Genomic DNA, 22,041 nt, shown 5'->3' on the forward strand with positions numbered 1-22,041 from the left:
TCGCGTGGGTGTGAAATCGGTCGCATGACCACCGTCACCCCTTCGCTCGACGTCGTCACGGTGGGCGCCGCACCCCTGCGCCCGGACGACGTCGTGGCCGTCGCGCGCCACGGCGCGCGCGTCGAGCTCGACCCGGCGGCCCTCGAGCGCGTCGCCGCCACCCGGTCGCTCGTCGAGGACCTCGCCGACGACCCTCACCCCCACTACGGCATCTCGACCGGGTTCGGCGCCCTCGCGACGACGTTCATCCCGCTGGATCGACGGATGCAGCTGCAGGCGAGCCTGATCCGGTCGCACGCCGCCGGCACGGGACCCGAGGTCGAGGCAGAGGTCGTGCGCGCTCTCCAGCTGCTGCGCCTCCAGACCCTCGCGACCGGTCGCACGGGCGTGCGGCCCGTCGTCGTGAAGACCTACGCCGCGATGCTCAATGCCGGCATCACGCCGATCGTGCGGGAGTACGGGTCGCTCGGATGCTCCGGCGACCTCGCGCCGCTCGCGCACATCGCGCTCGCGGCGATGGGCGAGGGCGAGGTCCGCGTGATCGCTCCCCGGTCGTCGAGCGAGCGAGGAACGAGCGAGACGACACGCGCCGCGGAGGCGCTGGCCGCGGCATCCGTCGCACCCCTCGAACTCCGAGAGAAGGAGGGCCTCGCCCTCATCAACGGCACCGACGGCATGCTCGGCATGCTGCTGCTGGCAGCCCACGACCTGCGGATGCTGCTCGACACGGCCGACGTCGCCGCGGCGATGTCGATCGAGAGCCAGCTCGGCACCGACGCCGTGTTCGCCGCCGACCTCATGGCGCTGCGCCCGCAGGTCGGCCAGGCGGAATCGGCCGCGAATCTGCGGGCACTGCTCGCGGAATCGGCGATCATGGCGTCGCACCGCGACCCCGCCGTGTGCACGCGTGTGCAGGACGCGTACTCGCTGCGGTGCTCGCCGCAGGTGCACGGCGCCGCGCGCGACACCCTGGAGCACACCGGGCTCATCGCGTCGCGCGAGCTGGCGGCAGCGGTCGACAACCCCGTCGTGACTCTCGACGGCCGCGTCGAGTCGAACGGCAACTTCCACGGCGCGCCGATCGCGTACGTGCTCGACTTCCTCGCGATCGCGGTCGCCGACGTCGCGTCGATCTCGGAGCGGCGCACCGACCGCGCGCTCGACGTCGCGCGCAGCAACGGGCTGCCGCCGTTCCTCGCGCACGAGGCGGGCGTCGACTCGGGGCTCATGATCGCCCAGTACGCCGCTGCGGGGATCGTGTCGGAGCTCAAGCGGCTCGCGGTCCCGGCATCCGTCGATTCGATCCCGTCCTCCGCGATGCAGGAGGACCACGTGTCGATGGGCTGGGCGGCTGCCCGAAAGCTCCGGCGCGCGATCGATGGCCTCGCGCGAGTGCTCGCGATCGAGCTCGTGACGGCGGCGCGAGCGCTCGACCTGAGAGCGCCGCTCGAGCCGGCCCCCGCGACCGCCGCGGCGCGCGACCTCCTTCGCACGCGCGTAGGCGGTCCGGGTCCCGACCGCTTCCTGTCGCCCGACATCGAGGCGGCGACCGAACTCGTCACCACTGGCGCGATCGCGCGGGCCGCGCTCGAAGCCGCGGCCGCACACGACACCACCGAGGAGCAGAGCTGATGATCGAGACACCGAGTGCACAGCAGGCTCGCACCGTTCGCGCGCCGCGCGGCCCCGAGCGCACCGCGAAGAGCTGGGGCGCCGAGGCAGCGAAGCGCATGCTCATGAACAACCTCGACCCCGAGGTCGCCGAGCACCCCGAGGACCTCGTCGTGTACGGCGGCACTGGTCGGGCGGCACGCTCATGGGAGGCATTCGACGCGATCATCCGCACGCTCGACGAGCTCGAGCCGGACGAGACGCTGCTCGTGCAGTCGGGCAAGCCCGTCGGGGTGTTCCGCACCCATGAGTGGGCGCCCCGCGTGCTCATCGCGAACTCGAACCTCGTGGGGGACTGGGCGACGTGGCCCGAGTTCCGCAGGCTCGAGGAGCTCGGCCTCACGATGTACGGCCAGATGACCGCGGGCTCGTGGATCTACATCGGCACGCAGGGCATCCTGCAGGGCACCTACGAGACATTCGCCGCAGTCGCGCGGTCGCTCGCCGCGAAGCGAGGCGGTGACCTGTCGACGGCGTCGCTCGCGGGCACCCTGACCCTCACCGGCGGGTGCGGCGGCATGGGTGGCGCGCAGCCGCTGGCCGTCACGCTGAACGGGGGCGTCGTGCTCATCGTCGACGTCGACGAGTCGCGCCTGCGCCGCCGCGTCGAGCACGGCTACCTCGACGAGTACACGACCGATCTCGAGGCGGCCCTCACCCGCGTCCTCGCCGCCAAAGGCGCCGGCGAGGCACTCTCCGTCGGAGTCGTCGGCAACGCCGCCGAGGTCTTCCCCGACCTGCTGCTGCGGCATCGGGCCGGCGACATCACCGTCGACGTCGTCACCGACCAGACGAGCGCACACGACCCGCTCGCGTACCTGCCGGTGGGCATCGCGTTCGAGGACTGGAAGTCCGAGGCCGAGCGCGACCCCGAGGGCTTCACCGCCCGAGCGCGCGGCAGCATGGCCAAGCACGTCGCGGCGATGGTCGGCTTCCAGGACGCCGGCGCCGAGGTGTTCGACTACGGCAACTCGATCCGCGCCGAGGCGAAGCTCGGCGGGTTCGACCGCGCGTTCGAGTTCCCCGGCTTCGTGCCTGCCTACATCCGGCCGCAGTTCGCCGAGGGGCGTGGTCCCTTCCGCTGGGTCGCACTCTCGGGAGATCCCGACGACATCCGCAAGACCGACCGCGCCGTCATGGAGCTCTTCCCCGAGAACGCCGGGCTCGTGCGGTGGCTCGAGAAGGCGGGCGACGCCGTCCACTTCGAGGGCCTCCCGGCGCGCATCTGCTGGCTCGGGTACAAGGAGCGCCACCTCGCCGGGCTGAAGTTCAACGAGATGGTCGCCTCGGGCGAGCTCTCGGGGCCGATCGTGATCGGCCGCGACCACCTCGACTCGGGATCGGTGGCCTCGCCGTACCGCGAGACCGAGGCCATGGCGGACGGCTCGGATGCCATCGCGGACTGGCCTCTGCTCAACGCCCTGCTCAACACCGCCTCCGGCGCCGCGTGGGTGTCGATCCACCACGGCGGCGGCGTCGGCATCGGACGCTCGATCCACGCGGGGCAGGTGACGGTCGCCGACGGGTCGGCGCTCGCCGCCGAGAAGCTCGAGCGCGTCCTCACGAACGACCCCGGCTCGGGCGTGATGCGTCACGTCGACGCGGGCTACGAGCGCGCGAAGGAGGTCGCCCGCGAGCGGGGCCTCAAGATCCCGATGCTGGACGCCTGACCCGGGCGTGGCGGTGGGCCCCCGCCAGGGCGCCGAGATTGCGCGAATGACGGTTGCTGCGGCATCCGTTCCGCGGTTCGTGCAATCTCGGCGGGGTGGGGGCGGGGTGGGGTCCGGGAAGGGTAAGGAGTCGAGGGAGAGGGGACGGATGCCGTGACCGAGACGCTCATCACGAACATCGGCGAGCTCACGACCAACGTCGGCACGCCGGACGACCCGTGCGGCACGTGGCGCGACGCGGCGGTGCTCGTCGAGGGCGAGCGCATCGCGTGGGTCGGGTCGGCTGCGGACGCACGCACCCTCCGTTTGGGGCGCGATACCGGCTTTGGGGCGCACGAAATGCGCCCCAAAGCGGCAGATCCGCCCCAAACCGCGCAGAGTGGGCACCTCGAGGTGGTCGACGCCGGCGGCCGCGCGGTCATCCCGGGGTTCGTCGACAGCCACACGCACCTCGTGTTCGCCGGCGACCGCGCCGACGAGTTCGAGGCGCGCATGACGGGGACGCCGTACGCTGCGGGCGGCATACGACGCACGGTCGCCGCGACGCGGGACGCGAGCGACGACGCGTTGCGCCGGCGCCTCCGTGCGTTCGTCGATGAGCTGCACGCGCAGGGCACGACGACGTTCGAGATCAAGACGGGTTACGGCCTCACGGTCGCCGACGAGGAGCGCCTCGCGCGGCTCGCCGCCGAGGTCACGAACGAGGTGACGTTCCTCGGGGCACACGTCGTGCCGCAGGAGTACGCCGAACGGCGCGACGACTACGTCGAACTCGTGTGCGGCGCGATGCTGCGCGCGTGCGCGCCGCACTCCCGGTGGGTCGACGTCTTCTGCGAGAAGGGTGCGTTCACGCCCGAGGAATCTCGCCGGGTGCTCGCCGCCGGCATCGCGCACGGGCTCGAGGCGCGCGTGCACGGGAATCAGCTCGGACCCGGGGAAGGCGTTCGCCTCGCGGTCGCGATGGACGCGGCATCCGTCGATCACTGCACCTACCTCGACGACGCGGATGTCGCCGCGCTCGCCGCCTCCGACACGGTCGCGACCCTGCTGCCGGGCGTCGAGTTCTCGACCCGGCAGCCGTACCCGGACGCGCGCCGGCTCCTCGACGCGGGAGTCACGGTCGCGATCGCAAGCGACTGCAACCCGGGCTCGAGCTTCACGAGCTCGATGCCGCTGATGATCGCTCTCGCCGTAAGAGAGATGGGCATGACGCCGGCCGAGGCGGTGTGGGCGGCGACCGCCGGAGGTGCACGGGCGCTGCGGCGCGACGACGTCGGGGCGATCGCCCCTGGGCTGCGCGCCGACCTCGTGCTGCTCGATGCACCGACCCGCACGCACCTCGCGTATCGCCCGGGCGTTCCGCTCGTCGAGCGCGTGTGGAAGGACGGCGCCGCGCTCTGACGCGCCGTCGGCACAGGCGTCAGCGCGGAGTGTCGAACGTCCAGTCGACGGGTTCGAGCGCGTCGGCGACGGCCCAGTCCTCCGTGTCCCACGCGAACGTCGCGACGGCGCACGTCGGCATGTGCTCGATGCGGTCCCGCGAGAGGTGGGCCGCGAGCGCACTCATCCCCGGATCGTGCGCGACCACGACGACACGCGGATGCCCCGCGGCGGAGACCACCGTCCACAGGGTCTTCGGGGGGGCGCCGTACAGCTCCTCGTCGAGCGTCAGAGGTGCGCCGAGGGCGTCGGCGAACGCCTCGGCCGTCAGGCGGGCGCGCAGCGCGGTGCTCGACAGCACGACGTCGGCGCGGAACCCCGCGTCGGCGAGCCGCTGCGCCATGCGCGGGGCGTCGCGCCGCCCGCGGGCGTTGAGCGGGCGGTCGTGGTCGTCGATCATCCGCCCATCCGGGCGCTTCACCACGCTCCAGTCCGACTTGGCGTGACGCACGAGGGCCAGCGAGATCATGCGCTCAGCATGCCACGCGCCCGCCCGCGAGTTCGCGGCCCGGCTCACGCGTGCCCGCTCCATGGCACAGCGCAGGGAAATCACGCGCGTGGGGAACGCAGCGCACGCCCCGCGAGGAGCTCGAGCACGCACAGCGCCGCGAGCCGGACGGTGCGGCCGTCCGCGGCATCCGCCGTCGCGTCGACCTCGACGATGTCGGCGCTCGTGACCCGCACGTCCGCCCCCGCCGCTCGCACGAGCGCTCGCAGCTCGCGGGCCTCGAGCCCGCCGGGCACAGACGCGGGGCACCCTGGTGCGACCGCGCGATCGCACACGTCGACGTCGATGTCGAGGTGGACGCGGACACCGGATGCCTCGTCGCCCGGCCACGCGCCGGCGATGTCGAGCGCGTCGGCGATCACGTCGGCCGCTCCGCGGGAGCGCAGCTCGTCGAGCGTCACGACCGAGATGCCCCATTCCGCCGCGCGCCGCGCGTAGGCGGGGGAGTTCGCGAAGTCCGCGATGCCGAGCTGCACGATCCGCGACGGATCGAAGCCGTCCTCGACGAGCCGCCGCACAGGGGAGCCGTTCGAGACGCCGTCGCGCAGGTCGTAGTGGGCGTCGATCGTGATGAGTCCCGTGGCTTGCGCGCCCTGGGCGACCGGGTAGGTCGCGGAATTGTCCCCGCCGAGCGCGACGACGAGCCCGGTCCGCTCGGAGAGCCGGCCCACCGCCTCGCGCACGGCCGCCTCTCCCTCGGGCCCATCGGGCTCGTCGACATCTCCCGCGTCGACGACGCGGAGCGCGTCGTCGAGATCCACGGGCTCGACGGGCCGTGCGATCGCGTGCCGCACGGGGTCACCCTGCAGCAGGATCGTGGGCGAGTAGCGACGCAGCGCCTCACGCACGGCGGCCGGCGTCGCGTGCGCTCCCGTCGGCGACAGGGACGTGCGCCAAGTCGGCACGCCGAGGATCGCGGCATCCGCGTTCTCCCCGTCGTCCGCGGGCGACGGCCATCCGCCTGCTCGCGGCCACAGCGGATCAGTCGGCAGAGTCACGCAGGTCTCCTTCGGGCGTCGAGATGTACACCCACGCGGTGCGCCCGCTCGCGAGGGTGACGGAGGCGCGGCGGTACATCGACAACTCGTAGTCGTCACCCGCCTCGAGCTCTTCGTCGGTGAGCGTCAGGACCTTGCCGACGACCTTGTCGAGCGGGCTCGCGGTGGGCCGGATGATCGGATGCACCGACTTCCCCGACAGCTCGAACACCCGCGGGTCGGGCACGTCGATGTAGTCGATCGTGTAGCCGACGAGCACGTCGTCGTCGCCGTCGAGCGCGCGTCCGAACACCGCGCGCTGCACGTCGGCGTCCAGCAGGGTGCCGTAGCTGAAGACGAGGTTCTCGCCGCTGTCGGCCATGCCTCCAGGCTACCGACGCGCGCGCCGCGCCGCCCCCACCGACAGCCCGGGTCAGCCCAGCAGCGCGTGCGCGATCGTGAAGATCACCACGCCCGCGAGCGCGCCCACGATCGTGCCGTTCAGGCGGATGTACTGCAGGTCGCGACCGACCATGAGCTCGATCTTCTCGGTCGTCTCGGCAGGGTCCCACCGCTCGACCGTGTCGGTGATGATCGAGGCGATGTCGTGCCGGTAGCGGTCGACCAGGACGACGGCCGCGTCGGTGACGAGGGTGTCGACGCGGCGCTGGAGCGAGGCATCCGTCACCAGCCGCTCGCCGATCTGTACGAGCGCGTCGGTCATGCGGCGCCGCAGCGCGCTGTCGCGGTCGGCGAGCGAGGTCAGCAGGCCGGACTTCGCCGCGTTCCACGCCTCGCCCGCGAGCTCGCGTACGCGCGGGCTGTCGAACACCGCGACCTTCGCGTCCTCGAGCTTCCCGATCGTGGCGGGGTCGTGCTGCAGGTGGTCGGCGAGGCGGCCGAGGTACCCGTCGATTGCGAGGCGAGCCGGATGCCGCGGATCCCTCTGCATCGCCGACACGAACTTGACCGCCTCGTTGTACACGGCGTCGTCGACGAGCCGCTGCGCGAAGGACGGCACCCACGACGGCAGGCGCCGCGACACGAGTCCGCGGAACGCGTCGTGGTTCGCCTCGAGCCATCCCGCGACGCTGTCGACGGCGAGGTCGACCGCGCCGTGGTGCCCGCCGCCCTCGACGACGCGCGCGAGCCAGCCGCCGAGCGGCGGTCCCCACTCGGGCGCGATGAGGTGCTCGCGCGCGAGCGCCTCGATGACCTCCTGCACATCGTCGTCGCTGAGCGCGCGAAGGAGTCCCGACGCGACGACGGATGCCTCCTCTCCGACCCGCTCCGCGTGCGGCAGCTCGCGCAGCCACTCGCCGAGCCGCGCGGCGATGGGGGTGGACTCGAGCTTCGTGCGCACGAGCTCGCCGCGCAGGAACTCCGTCTCGACGAACTCGCCGAGGTTGCGGCCGATCTCGTCTTTGCGGTTCGGGATGATCGCGGTGTGCGGGATCGGGATCCCGAGCGGATGCCGGAACAGCGCCGTCACCGCGAACCAATCCGCGAGCGCCCCGACCATGCCGCCTTCCGCGGCCGCCCGCACGTAGGCGAGCCACGGGTACTGCTCCTGCAATGCGAACGCGACCGCGAACAGCACCGCCATCAACAGAAGGGCGCCGAGCGCGACGCCCTTCATGACGCGCAGGCCGTGCCGACGCTCCTGGTCAGCCGGACTCAGGAGGGCCGTGGGAGTGCGCGCCATGCGGTCATCCTCGCACGCGCCCGTTCCGCCGATGGCGGCGACGGGCGTGTACGCGGATGATCCCCAGTCAGCTGACCGCCTGCTCCACGAGCTCCGAGATCCTCTTCTTCTCGGCATTCGTCATCTTCAGGACGGCGAAGGTCGTCGGCCACATGTTGCCGTCGTCGAGGTTCGCGTTCGGATTGAAGCCGAGCGACGCATACCGCTCCTTGAACTTCGTCGCCGGCGAGAAGAAGATCATGACCTTCCCGTCGCGGGCGTACGCGGGCATGCCGTAGTACGTCTTGGGGTCCAGCTCGGGCGCGACCGAGATCACGATCTCGTGGATCGCCTCGGCGAGGGCGCGGTCCTCGTCGGGGAGCTGCGCGATCGCGTCCTGCACTGCCTTGCGGTCCTTCTCGAGCTGCTTCACCTTCGTGCCGCCGCTGCGCTGCTCCTTGAGCTCTGCGGCGCGCTGCTTCATCGCGGTGCGCTCTTCTTCGGAGAATCCGGTGTGGGTGTCCTTGGCTGCGTTCATGGTTTCAGGCTACGGATGCCGCATCCGATCCGCTTCTCGATTCCTGACCGCCCTCCCTCCGACCGTGCTCAGCTCTCGAGCGGCCCCAGCCACGCGGTTGCGACGGTGGAATGCGCCGACTCGGGGTCGGACGGGTGGAACAGTCCCGCGAGCACATCGCGGTACAGGCGCCCGAGCTCGCTCTGCGAGAAGTACGACGAGCCGCCGGCGACGAGCACGGCGTCGTCCACGACGCGCTTGGCCATCGTGACCGCGCGGTGCTTGATACCCGACAGCAGAGAGAACCAGCGCGCGCCGTGGTCGACCTGCTCGTCGATGTCGCGAGCGAGCGACCAGAGCTGCGGCGGCAGCGCGTCGTACGCGAGCGCCATGTCCGCGACGCGCCAGCGGATGTCGGGGTCCTGGCTGTACGCGAGGCCCGTCTTCTTCGACCGGCGCTTTCCTGCGGTCTCGACCGCGAGGTCGAGCGCGCGCCGCGCGATGCCCGTGTACACCGATGCGAGCAGCAGCTCGAACACGCTGAAGATGCCGAACACGATCGGGTCGGGGTTCGGACCCGGATCGATGCGCCGCACGACGCGACCTGGGGGCGCGATCGCGCCGTGGAGCTCGGTCGTTCGGCTCTGCGTCGCCCGCATGCCGAGCGTGTCCCAGTCGTCGCGCGTGACGATGCGGCCGTCGGCCTCCTCCGAGCGCGACACGAACGCGTAGACCATCTTCGGCCCGTCCTCGCTCGTCGTGTCGAGGCCGTGCAGTCCGAGCTGCGTCCACGCCGGCGCGAGCGATGTGAAGATCTTGGTGCCGGTGAACGCGTACCCGCCGTCGGGGCGGGGCGCGGCATCCGTATCGCTGCCGAACAGCACGAGATCGTTGCCGGCCTCGCTGATGCCGAACGCGTAGAGCTCGCCCGCCGCCGCTCCCTCGTGGACGAAGCGCAGGGTGTCGATGCCGCGGTCGGCGAGGACCTTCGCGACCCCCGTCCACACGAGGTGCATGTTGACCGAGAGGGCGGTGGCGGGTGCGGCGCCGGCGAGCCGCTGCTGCAGGACGGATGCCTCGGCCAGCCCGAGCCCCGCTCCGCCGAGCTCCTCGGGGGCGAGGATCGCGAGGTAGCCTGCAGCTCGCAGCTCGTCGAGATCCTCGTGCGGGAGGAGGTTGTCGCGGTCGTACCCCGAGGCACGCGAGCGGATGCGCTCGAGCAGCTCGTCGGACAGGTACGCGGCGGGATCGAATTCGCTCACTCGCCCATTCTGGCCCGCGGTCAGCGTCGCAGGGCCTCTCGCAGGCGCGCGATCGTCTCTTCCGGCTTGTCGCGGTGCGGCGAGTGCCCCGCGCCGGTCACGACCGACATCGTGATGCTCCCGTTCTCGTGCACGATCTCGGCCGCGGGTTTCCCCGCGAAGAGGCTGAACACCGCCGGATCGGAGGCGATCACGTGCGTCGGCACGGGGAGGCGCACCGCGGCGTCGCGCACGTCCCAGTCGGCGTTCTGCGCGCTCGTCTGCTCCACTGCCCAGCGGCTCGCCTGCTGCGCGGCGGCCGCCTTGAGCTCGATGTCGATCTCATGCCATGACGGATGCTGCGCCCGTACCGCCTCTGGGGACGGGTCGGCGAATGCCTCCTCCTGGCTCACGCGGACGTTCTCACGGTCGGCGGGTGTCAGGTGGATCGCCGGATCGACGAGCACGAGTCGGCGCGTCCACGACTGGTCGCGGGAGGCGACGAGCGTCGCGGCGGCCCCGCCCAGCGAGTGGCCGATCACGAGATCCCACGGCCCGGAGGCCGCCCGAGTCGCGGCGAGGTCGGCGGCGTACGCCTCCAGCGTGTAGTCGAGTGTGCGCGGCGCGTCTCCGTGGCCGCGCAGGTCCACGGCTTCCGCACGCCAACCGTCGTCGGCGAGTGCGACTGCGTACCGCCACATGAGCGCGGCATTCGAGCCGAGCCCGTGGATGAGGAGGCCGCCTCGCGCGGCGGCGGGGTCGCCCCACGAGCGGCGGGGGAGCGTGACGGGTGCGGGCATGCGGATCAGCCTAGAGTCTGGGCGGATGCGCCCTCGGCGCGCGCGGCGATGTTTGGCACGATCCCGCCGGTCACCGGCGCTTCCCCGCCGCGACCGAACCTCCCAGCTGCGGCCTCACCCCTTGACGGCGCCTCCCATGCCCGCGCCGTTGAGGAACAGGCGCTGGAACACGAGGAACAGCACGATCGGGATGACCGTGGAGATCGCGAGCGCGGCGAGGAACACGTCGAGCTCGATGAACTGCTGCAGTTGAGGCAGGCGCACCGACAGCGGCTGCATCGCCGGGTCCTTCAGAACGAGCATCGGCCAAAGGAAGTCCTTCCATGCGCCGATGACCGCGAATACCGACACGACGCCCACGATCGGCTTCGACATGGGGAGGACGATCGACCAGAACAGGCGGTACGGCCCCGCGCCGTCCATGCGGGCCGCCTCGAACACCTCGCGGGGAAGCGAGTCGAAGAACCTCATGACGAGCAGCACGTTGAAGGCGTTGGCCCCGGCCGGCAGCCACACGGCCCAGAAGGTGTTGATGAGCGATTGGCCCAGCAGGGGCGGGTTCACGATCGTGAGGTACAGCGGAACGAGAAGGACGATGCTCGGCACGAACAGCGTCGCCAGCACGAGGGCGACGACGATCTTGCCGTAACGCGGGCGCAGGACCGACAGCGCGTAGCCCGCGGTCGTCGAGACGAGCACCTGGACGAGCCACACGCCGAGGGCGATGAGCACGGTGTTGAGGAAGTACTTGTCGATCTCGACGCGGGTCCACGCGGTGGTGAGGTTCTCCCAGTCGATGCCGTTCGGCCACAGCGCGAGGGGCTGGCGCAGCGTGTCCTGCGTCGGCGTCACGGCCGACTTCGCGAGCCACAGGATCGGCCCGAGCCCGACGACGATGAGCGACACGAGCAGGATCGCGTGGGTCGCGCGCGTCGTGAGGCGCACGTGCCGGCGGCGCCAGTCCGCGGCGGAGAGGATGCCGCGGTCCCCGGTGGCGGTGGTCATGACATGCTCCAGGACTTCGTGAGGCGGAAGTACAGCGCCGAGAACAGGCCGAGCACGATCGCGAGCATGATGCTCAGGGCCGTCGCGGCGCCGTAGTCGCCGCCGAGGCTGTTCTGGAACGCGTACTTGTAGATGAGCATGAGGATCGTCGTGGTCGAGTTCGCCGGTCCGCCCGCCGTCAGCAGGAACGGCTCGAGGAAGACCTGAGCGGTGCCGATGATCTGAAGGATGAAGGTGATGAGCAGCACCCCGCGAAGCTGCGGAACGGTCACGTGCCACACCTTGCGCCAGATGCCGGCGCCGTCGACCTCGGCGGCGTCGTACAGCTCGGGTGCCACGCCCACGAGCGCGGCGAGATAGATGATGACGGTTCCGCCCGCGGCCGACCACGTCGCGAACAGCACGATCGAGGGCATCGCGCTGAGCTGGTCCTGCAGCCACGGCTGCGGCGGGATGCCGAACCAGCCGACGATCGTGTTGAACACGCCGTTCGGCGACGCGTCGTAGAAGAACTTCCACAGCAGCGCGGCCACCACCGGCGGCACGACGACGGGCAGATACGCGAGTGCGCTGAACAGTCCGCGGCCACGCCGCACCTCGCTCATGAGGACGGCGACGACCAGTGGCACGGGATAGCCGAGCAGCAGCGCGAGCACGGCGAACCACAGCGTGTTCACGACCGCGGTGCCCAGCAGCGGATCGCTCAGCACGGTCGCGAAGTTCTCGAGGCCGACCCATTCGGGCGGCGCGATGAGGTTGGTCTGCTGGAACGCCATCACGGCGGAGTCGACGATGGGCTTCCACGAGAACAGGGCGAAGCTCGCGAGGAGCGGCAGCAGGAAGACCAGGATGTGAGGTCCGTCGCCGCGCAGCCACTGGGGGACGCGACGCCGCCGGCGCCCGGTCTCGACGGCCTCCTCGATCGTCTCGACCGTGTCCGCGACCAGCGGCGGTGCCGTCGCGGGGGAGATCTGTGTCATGCGGCGGATCCTTGTCGGGAGGGGATGCGATCTCCCGGGGCGTCGGATGCGCCCCGGGAGACCGCGCCGGCGGCTAACCTGCCTTGGCGTACAGTGACTCTGCCTGGGTCTGCGTGTCGGCGAGGAGCTTCGCGATGTCGGCGTTCTCGTCGGTGAGCAACGCCTGGACGACGGTGTCGAGGAGAGCGTAGACGTCCTGCGTCGCGACGCGGGGCTCGGCGATGAGCGGCTGGTCGAAGATCGCGTCCGTGTAGGGCGCCATCTGGTCGACCGGCACGTTGACGAACGGGTCGATCCACGAGCGGTACTGGTCGAACTGCTCCTGGTTGAAGATCGGAAGCTCCGGCGCGCCGACCGGCTGGTCGAGAGATGCCGCGAGCTCGGCCGTCTCGACGACGGTGTCCTCTTCGGTGAGCTTCGCGAGGTAGTAGAAGTCGATCCACTTGACCGCGGCGGCCTGCTCGGCCTCGCTTGCCTTCGGGTTGACCGCGACGAGCGTGCCGCCTCCGAGCAGACCCGGGTCGGCGCCCTCCAGCGGCAGCACAGCCAGGCCGTAGTCGTCGGGGTTGAGCGCGTTCTGCGTCACGAGGTTGCCGTAGTTGCCGCCGCCCGAGACGTACATGCCGATTCGACCCGACGCGAAGTCCTGGTTGATCGTGCCCCAGTCGTACAGGAAGTTCGCGCCCATGGAGTCGTCCTCCCAGCGCAGGTCGTGCAGGAACTCGAGCACCTCCTGCACGGCCGGGTCGGTGTCGATCGTGGGCTCTTTCGCGTCGCCGCTCTCGGTGCGGCCGCCGAAAGCATTGACGAGTGTCGTGAGGATCCAGCCGCCCGTGTTGCCGGACGTCATGGTGGCGTAGCCCGCTTCACCCGTGGCATCCGCGATCTTCTTCGCCGCCTCGCGCACCTCGTCCCACGTCGCGGGCGGGTCGTCCGGGTCGAGGCCCGCCGCCTCGAAGAGCGTGCGGTTGTAGTGCAGGCCCTGGCCGTACGCGGCGATCGGCACGGCCCACTGGCCGCCATCGTCGGCCTGGCCCGCCTGCGCGATGTTCGGGTTGAACTGGTCGGCGTAGGGCAGCTCCGCGACGAGGTCGCTGATGTCGGCGATCTGCCCGTTCGCGATGAGCCCGCGCCCGTCGGTGAACGGGATCGGGAAGACATCGGGCAGCGTGCCGCCGGCGAGGTCGGTCGTGAAGGTGGGCGCCGTCCACGTGTACTCCTGCGCCTCGACCGTGATGTCGGGGTTCGCGTCCTCGAACACCTCGACGCGCGCATCGAAGTTGTCGCGCGCTTCTTGCTCGAGGCCTGCGTCGATCGCGACCTTGATCGTGACCTTGCCGTCGGTCGCGGGGGCGCCGCCGCCGCTGCACCCGACGAGCAGCGCACCCGCCGAGACCAGTGCGACACCGGCGATGCCGAGCCGCGTGCGTGTTGACGTCATCGTCATTCCTTTCGTACTTGCTGTGTCAGTCGCGTCGTGCGGACGCGCTCCGGGTGCGCATGCTCACAGGGCGAGCCATGCGGTGGAGTCCGTGGGAAGCGACCCGTGCTCGGCGGGTGCGCTCGCGAGGAGGATCGCGGTGTGCGGGGGCAGTTCGAGATCCGGCCCGAGGTTGGTGATGCAGACGGTCGCGTCGCCACGGCGGAACGCGATGACATCATCGCCCAGATCGAGCCATTCGAGGTCGGGGCTGTGGAAATCGGGCCGCTCGCGGCGCACGGCGATCGCACCGCGGTACAGCGCGAGCATCGACCGAGGGTCTCGCTCCTGCGCGGCGACCGACAGCATCGCCCAGTCGCCAGGCTGCGGGAGCCACGTTCCGGTCCCGCCCGCCGTGCCGAACCCGTACGGAGGCTCGTCGCCTGCCCAGGGCAGCGGGACGCGGCATCCGTCTCGTCCTGGATCGATGCCGCCCGAGCGGAAGTGCATCGGGTCCTGCAGCACGTCGGCGGGCAACTCCACCTCGGGAAGTCCCAGTTCGTCGCCCTGGTACACGTACAGGCACCCGGGGAGGGCCGCCGTGAGCAGGGCGGCCGCACGGGCGCGGCGTGTGCCGAGCTCGAGGTCGCTCTCGACGCCGAACCGCTTGCGGTCGAACGCGAAGCCCGAGTCGACGCGTCCGTAGCGCGTGACCGGCCGCGTCACGTCGTGGTTCGACAGCACCCACGTCGCGGGCGCGCCCACCGGGGCGTGCTCGCGCAGGGTGCGTTCGATGGACTCGCGCAGGGCGGCCGCGTTCCACGGCTGCGTCATGAAGTCGAAGTTGAACGCGCTGTGCATCTCGTCGGGGCGCAGGTAGGCGGCGAAGCGCTTCGCGTCGGAGAGCCACACCTCGCCCACGAGCACGCGCGGCGGGTCGTACGAGTCGGCGACCTCGCGCCACGAGCGGTAGATGTCGTGCAGCTCGTCGCGATCCATGTGCGGGTGGGCGCCTGGCGCGGGGTCGGCGGGCAGGGGCGGCAGAGCGGCGTCCTTCACGAGGAACGCCGCCGAGTCGATGCGGATGCCGGCGACACCCCGGTCGAACCAGAACCGCAGGATCTCCTCGTGCTCGCTCCGCACGTCGGGGTGGTCCCAGTTGAGGTCGGGCTGCTGTGCCGCGAACAGGTGCAGGTACCACTCGCCGGGCGTGCCGTCGGGGTTCGTCGTGCGCGTCCACGTGTCGCCCCCGAAGCTGGAGACCCAGTCCGTGGGCATCTCGTCGCCGGACGGGCCGCGGCCGGGCCGGAACCAGAAGCGCTCGCGCTCGGGCGAGCCGGGCTCGGCGGCGAGCGCCGCCTGGAACCACGGGTGCTGGTCCGACACATGGTTGGGGACGATGTCGATGATCGTGCGGATGCCGAGCCCGCTCGCCTCGCCGATGAGGGCCTCGGCCTCGGCGAGCGTGCCGAACGCGGGGTCGATGTCGCGATAGTCGGCGACGTCGTAGCCGCCGTCGGCGAGCGGCGAGACGTACCACGGCGTGAGCCAGATCGCGTCGACGCCGAGATTGCGGAGGTAGGGGAGGCGGCCACGGATGCCCGCGAGGTCGCCCGTGCCGTCGCCGTTCCCGTCGGCGAAGCTGCGCGGATAGATCTGGTAGATCACCGCGTCGCGCCACCACGGCTCGGCGAGCGCGCTGGGGGCCGCCGCCCGTGCCTGCGGCGACTCGACCGCGGTTCCGTCCCGATCCTCTTCGACCATCCGCTCGCGGCCTCCTCGTCCGCTGGTGCTAGGTTTAGCGATATACCTGCTGCGATGACATTAGGTGACGTCGCAGACCGTGTCAACTCGGATTTCGAAGGAGGCGCCGCTCATGTCCGGATCCCCGCTCGCGGGGCTGTTCGCTCCGGCCGGCGCTGCCGACGAGATCTCGCTCACGGCTCATCACGGCGAGTTCGTGGCGGCCCTCGAACGCGAGGTGCGCGGGCGCGGCCACAGGCTCGTCCTCCTCGGCGTGGCGTCGCCCGCCGACATCGCCGCCCAGGCGGAGGGGCTCGCGGGCGTCGTGCTGCTCGGGTTCCGCGACGACGAGCTCGCGGGGCTGCCGGACCTGGGCACGCGTGCCGTCGCGATCGACGCGTATGCGCGGCATCCGTCTCTCGCCGTCATCCGCACCGACGACGCCGAGGGTGGGCGCCGGGCGGCCGAGGTCCTGCTGAGCCGCGGCCATCGCGACGTGCTCGTCGTGGGGCCGTCCGATGAGACCTCGGGCGTCATGCGCGAGCGGCACGAGGGGTTCCGGTCCGTGTTCGTCGCAGCCGGCGCGGGCGCGCCCGCGCGCCACATGACCGCGGGGACGACGGTGCGCGAGGGCGTGATGCTCGGGCGGGCGCTGCGGGCGCGGCATCCGTCGATCACCGCCGTCTTCGCGGCCGCCGACACGCTCGCGGTCGGCGTCATGGAAGGGCTCGCGCTCGCGGGCGCACGGGTGCCCGCAGACGTCTCGGTGCTCGGGTTCGACGACCTCGCGCTCGCGTCGGTCGTCACGCCGAAGCTCTCGACCGTCGCGCAGGACATCCCGCGCAAGGCGCGACTGGCCGCCGAGGCTCTCCTCGACCCAAGACTCGCGCCCTCGGTCGCCGGGCCGCTCACCGTCGACGTCGTCGTGATCGAGCGCGCGTCGATCGGGCGCGCGGCGCGCTGAGCGCGCGACCGGCGCGCCGGTGCCCCGCGCCGACCGTGCGGCCGGCGCGGGGCGCGGGTGTCACGGCGCCGCGCAGCGCACTCCATCGAGCGTGAACGCATCGGGTGCGGCCACGTGCGGCGCATTCGCGGTGCCCCTCACGACGAAGGTCGCGCTCTTGGCTCGGAGGTCGCGGTCGAGCTGCGCGGTCACCGTGGTGCCGTTCTGCGAGACCGTCGCGGCGGTGGCGTCGAGGACCGCTTCGCCACTCGCCGCTCGCCACGAGACGACCCCGGGCGTGGCCGGCCCGGTGAGACGAATCGTGACGACCGACGTGTACCGGCCGTCGACGACGGGTGTCGAACGCACCGTCACCGAGCACGCCGCCGTCTCGGTCGCGAGCAGCCCGGTGTTGCCGCCCTCGTCGATGAAGGTGCCCCACCAGTGGTTGCGGCCGTCCGACGGCTCGCTCACGCCCGAGACCCGCACATCGCGGAAGCGGTGATCGCCGCCGACGCGCGCCGCCACGGCGTACGACCCGGTGCCCTCGATCGTGACGTCGCTGACGCGCAGATCGTTCACCCAGTGGCTGCCGCTCACGAGGATGCCCTCGTAGGTGGAGTCGACGATGCGGGTGTGCCGGATCAGCACCGGGGTCGTGATGTGGCTCGTGTCGGCGAACACCCAGATGCCGCCGAACGACGTGTTCCAGTTGGGCTCCCACCCGCCGCCGCGGAAGATGTCGTTGCGCTCGACGACCGTCGTGCCCGAGAACGGCACGGGGTTGAACCGAGTGCTCACCGCGATCCCGGCCGGCGCCGTCAGCGTGTCGCTGATGACCGAGTCGGCGATGCGGTTGGAATCGCCGCCGTAGATCGCCGCCCCGTTGCCCAGCAGCGGCACCTGCACGGTCGCGTGCGAGAACGTGCCGCGCGTGACCGAGCCGCCCGACGACCACATCGCCATCGCGTCGTCGCCCGTGTTGCGGACGGCCGCGTGCTCGACGCGCGCGTCCGTCACCCCGCCGTGCAGGTGGACGCCGTCGGCGTACGTGTCGCGCACGCGAATGCCGACGGCAGCGAAGCCGTCCGTGCCCGCGTCGACCCACAGGCCGGTCTTCGTGTGGGCGATCCACACGTCCTGCACGAGCGACCCTTGCCCGAAGTTGCCCTCGACGCCCGAGTCGGAGCGGGCATCGTCGCGATGGCGCGCGTCGCCGTCGATCATGAGGTCGGCGATCGTGACGCCGGAGCCCATCGCGTACAGCCCGCCCTTGCCGGCGGTGCCCTCGATGATCGAGTACCACGGCCCCGCGCCGCGGATCGAGACGTCCACGAGCCGCACGCGATCGCTCACGGTGAAGCGTCCCTGAGGCAGCCACACTCCCGTGCCCGCGGCGCTTGCGGCGGTGACCGCGGCCTGGATCGCCGCCGTGTCGTCGGTGCCGTCGTCGGCGGTTGCGCCGTGGTCGCGCACGTCGACGTAGCCCGCCGGGGCGGTCAGCGCGGGCGCGCGCAGCTCGGTCTCGACGAGGTCGACGGTGTACGGGAGCGAACCCGAGTCGGCGTCCTTCTGCAGGCGGATCGTCGTCCCCGCGGGGAGCTTCGCGAACGTTGTCCTCGTCTCATCGAAGTAGCGCTGCGCACCGCCCCGCGAAGGGTCGTTCCCGTACGGGTAGCCGCCGTACACCCACGAGTGCTCGCTCGAGACGGGCACGTCGGCGATCCTGCGCTCTCCGACGTAGAGCCCGAGCACACCGTGTTGACCCGTGCCGTCGGCCGTGTCGGGGATCGACGCGCGCAGCACGAGCGCGTCGGCGGGTTCGCGCAGGGTCCACGCGATGCCCTCGCCCTGGCCGGTGAGGGTGACGGCCTGACGACCGGATGCCTCGGCCGCGAGTTCGCGGAACGTGCGGCTCGGGGCGAGGATCGTGCCGTCGGTGAGCCCGTGCTCGGCCTCGTAGAGCGTCGTGCCGAGCGTCGCGCCCCGCTCGGCGGGCGCCGTGCCACGCTGGAGGCGCACCGCGTCGAGCTCGAGCACTCCGTCGATCGCGTCCCCCGTGCGGCGCAGCTCGAGCGTGCCGACGCCCGCGCGAAGCGGCACGGACACGGCGACCTCGCGCAGGCCGGAGGACGGCGGCAGCGACAACGCGCCGAGGGCGACGCCGTCGGCTCCCACGACGAGGCGCGCCGGCGCGGTCGCGGTGCTGCGGTAGCGGATGGTGACGAGCTGCGCGCGCGCGTCGGCGGCGAAGGTGGTGACGACCACACGCGACCGGTCGGCCGAGAGGTCGACGGTCGAGGCATCCGTCGTCGCCTTCGCGCCGTTGGCGAACAGAGCCGACTCGGCCTCGTACGTCGCACCGCCGCGAGGCGCGGAGTGCGTCGGCAGGCTGGCCGTGACACCGTCCCACCGCGTGTCGGGACCCGTGCCCGGCACCGATCCGGGATCGGTGGCCCCGCCGCCCGGCGTCGAGAGGTCGCCAATGGTCGTGAGCGCGATCGCGTCGATGTTGACGTTGCCCGTGTCGTCGGCGTCGAAGCGGAACGTGATCTGCTGCGTGCCCGCTTCGAGCTCCACGGCCTCCTGATGGATGAACCACTGGCTCCACGACGCGCCGACCGCGGACGGGAGGACGATCTGACGGTCCTCGCCCTCGACGAGCTGTGAGAGCGTCATGTCCGAGCCGAGCCCGTTCGCATAGCGGAGGTTGAGGCCGTACTCGCCCGCCTCCGGCACGTCGACCGTGAAGGTGACGCCCGCCGTGCCGCGGTGGTCGAGGATGAAGCCGTCGACGAAGCCGGCGCCCGAGTAGCCGAGATGGTTGTCGTTGACGCCGGCGCCGCCGAACAGCGACGCGTCTTCGGCCTCGTACTCGAGCGGCGTCGCGACGGCCGCGTGGGTCGGGGGAGGGGCGATCACGGATGCCGCGATCGCCAGCGCGATCGCGGGGGCGATCGCCGCTCGGCGCCGGGTGAGGACGGCCATGTTGATCTCCTTCGATCAGATTTAGCGATAAACTAAGGTCGAACGCTAAACCACGCCGAAGTCCGGCGTCAAGCGCCCCTATGATGTGGCGCGGAGGGGAGAACGTTGACCGTCAAGCTGAGCGACATCGCGGACCAGGCAGGGGTCAGCGTCATGACCGTATCCAACGTCATGAACGGCAAGCACGCCCGCGTGTCGAAGGCGACGATCGACCGCGTGCTCGAGATCGCGGAGCGGCTCGGGTACGTGCCGAACATCCCCGCCCGCAGCCTCGCCGCGAGCCGCTCGCACATCGTCGCAGCACTCGTGCCGGTGGGCGAGGAGGGAAGCCTCCTCTTCAGCCCCCACACGGTCGCGGTGATCGGCGGCGTCGAGCGTCACCTGCGTCACCGGGGCTATCACGTGCTCCTGCGCGGAATCGAGCGCGACGACGAGATCGCGCAGACGATCCGCGGGTGGTCGCTCGACGGCGCGATCCTCGTCGAGTTCACCGATGCCCAGATCGACCGCATCCGCATCGACGGCGTCCCTCTCGTCGCGATCGACAGCTACTCGGCGAATCCCCGCACGATCGGCGTCCGCACCGACGACCACCGCGGCGGCTGGCTCGCGGGGGCGTGTCTGGCCGAGGCAGGGCACCGTCGCGTGATGTTCGCGGGACCGCCCTATGAAGGAATGGGCGTGGTCGGCCAGCGGTGGGACGGCTTCCGCGCGGCATGCGTCGCGGCGGGCGTCGACGCCTCGAAGATCGTGCGCGAAGAGGTGCTGACCTCTTTCGAGGACGGTCGGGCCCTGGGGCTGCGACTTCTGCGAGACCACCCCGACGTGACGGCGGTCTTCGCAACGGCCGACGTGCTCGCGGTCGGCATCATGGCCGGCGTAGCAGAGGCGGGCGGCTCCGTCCCCGGCGATCTGTCGGTGATCGGCTTCGACGCGCTCGACATCAGCGGATACACGACCCCGGGGCTCACGACCGTCGCGCAGGACATGGACGCCAAGGTGGCCGAAGTGGCGCGCATCATCCTCGACGAGATCGAGCGAGGCGAAGGACCGCGCGCGCCCGTCTCGCTCGGCGTCCGGCTCATCGAGCGCGGATCCGTCGCCGCCCCGCGCCGGTGACCCCGGCGCGCCCTACGCTGGCGTCATGATCTCGACCGATCTGGCGCTCGCGCTGCGCGACGCGGGGCTCGTGTGGCATCCGCGCTCGGGCGACCGGTTCCAGCTCGACGAACCGGAGTTCGAGGCGGACGTCTTCGTCGTGAGCGAGATGACGATAGAGCCGCGCGAGTACCCGACCGGCAAGCTCCTCGCCTTCAACGGCACGACGGAGTGGGCGCTCGACTCCGTCGCGTTGGAGGACGCGCTGTGGCTGCCGCACGAGCATCAGCTCCGCGAGCTGCTGCGCGGCGCGTTCCGGTCGCTGCGGCGCCTGCCCGACACGCACGAGGTCACGATCGAGGTCGCCGGCCAGACCATGGTCTTCGAGCATCCGGAGCCCGCTGACGCCTACGCGCTCGCGGTGCTGGAGCTGCTGGGGCGCATCGCTTGAGGCGGCCGCCTCGTGGTCAGCGGCGCGCGCCGGCGAGCGTGCCCGATGTCAGGACGTCGGGTTCGAAAACGATGCAGTTGACGCCCGAGCCGGACTCCACGGTCTCCACTACGAGCACCGAGTCGGAGTAGGGCAGTCCGGCGAACGTGGCGAACTCGTCCTCGCACGCGGCCTGCGTGTCATCGCCCGGATCGACGACGGCGTACACCTCGTAGGCGTGCGGAGCGTCGCACAGCGTCGTGAGCGCCTCACCGCTGCGGGCGGTTCGTCCGTAGCAGTCGCCGGGAACGAGGGAGCTCTCGTCGACCACGAGCCCGTAGTCCGCCGTCGACCCGTCCCACTCGTCGATGCGCGGAAAGCCGTCGGTCGCCCCGATCCACTCGTACGCCGTCGCGGTGACGCCTCCCTGCGTGCGCACCTGACGAGGGTGGAACAGCCCGCTCTCGACCTGCGTCATCGCGCGCAGCACGTCATCGGCCGTCTCCGGATGCAGGTACAGCACCACGCCTGGGACCTCGGCCCCCGGGCCGAACTTCGCCAGCGGGTAGCCGAGTCCGGAGTCGTACAGGAACCCCTCGACGGCATCGGGACGGGACTCCAGGACGTGCTCCGCGATGACGTCGTAGCGCGACTGGCCGGGCATCGAGGAACCGTAGACGAACAGCGCGGGACGATCCGCGGGCGTAGACGCCTGAGGCCCCGACGCAGGACTCGGCTGCAGGGTCACGAGGACGCCGATGAGCGCGACCGCCACCGCGGCGACCGCCGCGAGAGCCGAGATGCCGGAGGGTCGCAGCCAGATGGACCGCGGTCCGGGTTCGGCGCGTCCCGCTCGCTCATCGCCGTCGTCGTCGACTGCGCCCATCGCCCCTCCTCGACGCTGTGCCGCTGAATAGAGTATGGCG

The 22,041-nt window shown here is 71.4% G+C and carries 19 protein-coding genes; 6 read left to right on the top strand and 13 right to left on the bottom strand.

Annotated features, from left to right (window positions below; all coding sequences use genetic code 11):
* The first annotated feature begins 24 nt into the window (after positions 1-24).
* The 3 genes from hutH (at position 25) to hutI (ending at position 4,742) form a co-directional block, all read left to right on the top strand.
* The gene (hutH, locus tag BJ991_RS08530) at positions 25-1,632 is read left to right on the top strand and encodes a histidine ammonia-lyase (protein WP_179489171.1); all 1,608 of its coding nucleotides are present in this window, start codon (positions 25-27) and stop codon (positions 1,630-1,632) included.
* Positions 1,632-3,341 carry a urocanate hydratase gene (gene hutU / locus BJ991_RS08535; protein WP_179489173.1) on the top strand — a complete coding sequence of 570 codons (1,710 nt, stop codon included), beginning with the start codon at positions 1,632-1,634 and terminating at the stop codon, positions 3,339-3,341. The genes hutH and hutU overlap by 1 nt, the downstream gene beginning before the upstream one ends.
* A gap of 153 nt (positions 3,342-3,494) precedes the next feature.
* Positions 3,495-4,742, top strand: a complete 1,248-nt coding sequence (gene hutI / locus BJ991_RS08540) for an imidazolonepropionase (protein ID WP_179489175.1) — start codon at positions 3,495-3,497, stop codon at positions 4,740-4,742.
* Between the two features lie 19 nt (positions 4,743-4,761).
* Here the strand turns inward: hutI and BJ991_RS08545 are convergent, their stop codons facing one another.
* The 11 genes from BJ991_RS08545 to BJ991_RS08595 all read right to left on the bottom strand — a co-directional run bounded on the left by BJ991_RS08545 (position 4,762) and on the right by BJ991_RS08595 (position 15,677).
* The gene (locus BJ991_RS08545) at positions 4,762-5,250 is read right to left on the bottom strand and encodes a SixA phosphatase family protein (RefSeq protein ID WP_179489177.1); all 489 of its coding nucleotides are present in this window, start codon (positions 5,248-5,250) and stop codon (positions 4,762-4,764) included.
* An 80-nt stretch (positions 5,251-5,330) separates the two neighbouring features.
* Positions 5,331-6,287, bottom strand: coding sequence for an arginase family protein (locus tag BJ991_RS08550; protein WP_179489180.1), 957 nt, complete (start codon positions 6,285-6,287; stop codon positions 5,331-5,333).
* On the bottom strand, positions 6,271-6,648 hold the full coding sequence (locus BJ991_RS08555; RefSeq protein WP_179489182.1) for a gamma-glutamylcyclotransferase family protein: 378 nt from the start codon (positions 6,646-6,648) through the stop codon (positions 6,271-6,273). The genes BJ991_RS08550 and BJ991_RS08555 overlap by 17 nt, the downstream gene beginning before the upstream one ends.
* Before the next feature lie 51 nt (positions 6,649-6,699).
* Positions 6,700-7,971, bottom strand: coding sequence for a DUF445 domain-containing protein (locus tag BJ991_RS08560; RefSeq protein WP_179489183.1), 1,272 nt, complete (start codon positions 7,969-7,971; stop codon positions 6,700-6,702).
* A 67-nt stretch (positions 7,972-8,038) separates the two neighbouring features.
* On the bottom strand, positions 8,039-8,488 hold the full coding sequence (locus BJ991_RS08565) for an iron chaperone (protein WP_179489184.1): 450 nt from the start codon (positions 8,486-8,488) through the stop codon (positions 8,039-8,041).
* 68 nt (positions 8,489-8,556) lie between these two features.
* Positions 8,557-9,729, bottom strand: coding sequence for an acyl-CoA dehydrogenase family protein (locus tag BJ991_RS08570; RefSeq protein WP_179489185.1), 1,173 nt, complete (start codon positions 9,727-9,729; stop codon positions 8,557-8,559).
* A gap of 20 nt (positions 9,730-9,749) precedes the next feature.
* Positions 9,750-10,508, bottom strand: a complete 759-nt coding sequence (locus BJ991_RS08575) for an alpha/beta fold hydrolase (protein ID WP_179489186.1) — start codon at positions 10,506-10,508, stop codon at positions 9,750-9,752.
* Positions 10,509-10,622: 114 nt separating this feature from the next.
* Positions 10,623-11,513 (bottom strand): carbohydrate ABC transporter permease, encoded by an 891-nt coding sequence (locus BJ991_RS08580; protein ID WP_179489187.1) that lies wholly within the window; start codon positions 11,511-11,513, stop codon positions 10,623-10,625.
* The gene (locus BJ991_RS08585) at positions 11,510-12,493 is read right to left on the bottom strand and encodes a carbohydrate ABC transporter permease (RefSeq protein ID WP_179489188.1); all 984 of its coding nucleotides are present in this window, start codon (positions 12,491-12,493) and stop codon (positions 11,510-11,512) included. The genes BJ991_RS08580 and BJ991_RS08585 overlap by 4 nt, the downstream gene beginning before the upstream one ends.
* Positions 12,494-12,566: 73 nt before the next feature.
* Positions 12,567-13,934, bottom strand: a complete 1,368-nt coding sequence (locus tag BJ991_RS08590; RefSeq protein ID WP_179489189.1) for an ABC transporter substrate-binding protein — start codon at positions 13,932-13,934, stop codon at positions 12,567-12,569.
* Between the two features lie 63 nt (positions 13,935-13,997).
* Positions 13,998-15,677, bottom strand: coding sequence for a glycoside hydrolase family 13 protein (locus BJ991_RS08595; protein ID WP_179489190.1), 1,680 nt, complete (start codon positions 15,675-15,677; stop codon positions 13,998-14,000).
* Between the two features lie 112 nt (positions 15,678-15,789).
* Between BJ991_RS08595 and BJ991_RS08600 the strand changes: the two genes are divergently transcribed.
* Complete coding sequence (locus BJ991_RS08600; RefSeq protein ID WP_179489192.1) at positions 15,790-16,620, top strand: LacI family DNA-binding transcriptional regulator; 831 nt, start codon at positions 15,790-15,792, stop codon at positions 16,618-16,620.
* A 60-nt stretch (positions 16,621-16,680) separates the two neighbouring features.
* Here the strand turns inward: BJ991_RS08600 and BJ991_RS08605 are convergent, their stop codons facing one another.
* Positions 16,681-19,587: a glycosyl hydrolase family 28-related protein gene (locus tag BJ991_RS08605; RefSeq protein WP_179489194.1), complete on the bottom strand. Its 2,907-nt coding sequence runs from the start codon at positions 19,585-19,587 to the stop codon at positions 16,681-16,683.
* A gap of 105 nt (positions 19,588-19,692) precedes the next feature.
* Between BJ991_RS08605 and BJ991_RS08610 the strand changes: the two genes are divergently transcribed.
* On the top strand, positions 19,693-20,706 hold the full coding sequence (locus BJ991_RS08610) for a LacI family DNA-binding transcriptional regulator (RefSeq protein ID WP_179489195.1): 1,014 nt from the start codon (positions 19,693-19,695) through the stop codon (positions 20,704-20,706).
* Between the two features lie 25 nt (positions 20,707-20,731).
* A complete protein-coding gene (locus tag BJ991_RS08615) occupies positions 20,732-21,136 on the top strand; it encodes a pilus assembly protein CpaE (protein WP_179489197.1) in 405 nt (134 codons plus the stop codon).
* 16 nt (positions 21,137-21,152) lie between these two features.
* Here the strand turns inward: BJ991_RS08615 and BJ991_RS08620 are convergent, their stop codons facing one another.
* Positions 21,153-22,001: a gamma-glutamylcyclotransferase family protein gene (locus tag BJ991_RS08620; RefSeq protein WP_179489199.1), complete on the bottom strand. Its 849-nt coding sequence runs from the start codon at positions 21,999-22,001 to the stop codon at positions 21,153-21,155.
* Positions 22,002-22,041: the final 40 nt, after the last annotated feature.

It is taken from the genome of Microbacterium immunditiarum (assembly GCF_013409785.1).
In the GTDB taxonomy this organism is placed as follows: domain Bacteria; phylum Actinomycetota; class Actinomycetes; order Actinomycetales; family Microbacteriaceae; genus Microbacterium; species Microbacterium immunditiarum.

What these genes read in the sequence shown, in the direction of transcription:
- hutH (WP_179489171.1), top strand. Translation starts at nt 25, where the DNA reads ATGACCACCGTCACCCCTTCGCTCGACGTCGTCACGGTGGGCGCCGCA.
- hutU (WP_179489173.1), top strand. Translation starts at nt 1,632, where the DNA reads ATGATCGAGACACCGAGTGCACAGCAGGCTCGCACCGTTCGCGCGCCG.
- BJ991_RS08545 (WP_179489177.1), bottom strand. Translation starts at nt 5,250, where the DNA reads ATGATCTCGCTGGCCCTCGTGCGTCACGCCAAGTCGGACTGGAGCGTG.
- BJ991_RS08555 (WP_179489182.1), bottom strand. Translation starts at nt 6,648, where the DNA reads ATGGCCGACAGCGGCGAGAACCTCGTCTTCAGCTACGGCACCCTGCTG.
- BJ991_RS08560 (WP_179489183.1), bottom strand. Translation starts at nt 7,971, where the DNA reads ATGGCGCGCACTCCCACGGCCCTCCTGAGTCCGGCTGACCAGGAGCGT.
- BJ991_RS08565 (WP_179489184.1), bottom strand. Translation starts at nt 8,488, where the DNA reads ATGAACGCAGCCAAGGACACCCACACCGGATTCTCCGAAGAAGAGCGC.
- BJ991_RS08575 (WP_179489186.1), bottom strand. Translation starts at nt 10,508, where the DNA reads ATGCCCGCACCCGTCACGCTCCCCCGCCGCTCGTGGGGCGACCCCGCC.
- BJ991_RS08580 (WP_179489187.1), bottom strand. Translation starts at nt 11,513, where the DNA reads ATGACCACCGCCACCGGGGACCGCGGCATCCTCTCCGCCGCGGACTGG.
- BJ991_RS08585 (WP_179489188.1), bottom strand. Translation starts at nt 12,493, where the DNA reads ATGACACAGATCTCCCCCGCGACGGCACCGCCGCTGGTCGCGGACACG.
- BJ991_RS08590 (WP_179489189.1), bottom strand. Translation starts at nt 13,934, where the DNA reads ATGACGTCAACACGCACGCGGCTCGGCATCGCCGGTGTCGCACTGGTC.
- BJ991_RS08595 (WP_179489190.1), bottom strand. Translation starts at nt 15,677, where the DNA reads ATGGTCGAAGAGGATCGGGACGGAACCGCGGTCGAGTCGCCGCAGGCA.
- BJ991_RS08600 (WP_179489192.1), top strand. Translation starts at nt 15,790, where the DNA reads ATGTCCGGATCCCCGCTCGCGGGGCTGTTCGCTCCGGCCGGCGCTGCC.
- BJ991_RS08605 (WP_179489194.1), bottom strand. Translation starts at nt 19,587, where the DNA reads ATGGCCGTCCTCACCCGGCGCCGAGCGGCGATCGCCCCCGCGATCGCG.
- BJ991_RS08615 (WP_179489197.1), top strand. Translation starts at nt 20,732, where the DNA reads ATGATCTCGACCGATCTGGCGCTCGCGCTGCGCGACGCGGGGCTCGTG.
- BJ991_RS08620 (WP_179489199.1), bottom strand. Translation starts at nt 22,001, where the DNA reads ATGGGCGCAGTCGACGACGACGGCGATGAGCGAGCGGGACGCGCCGAA.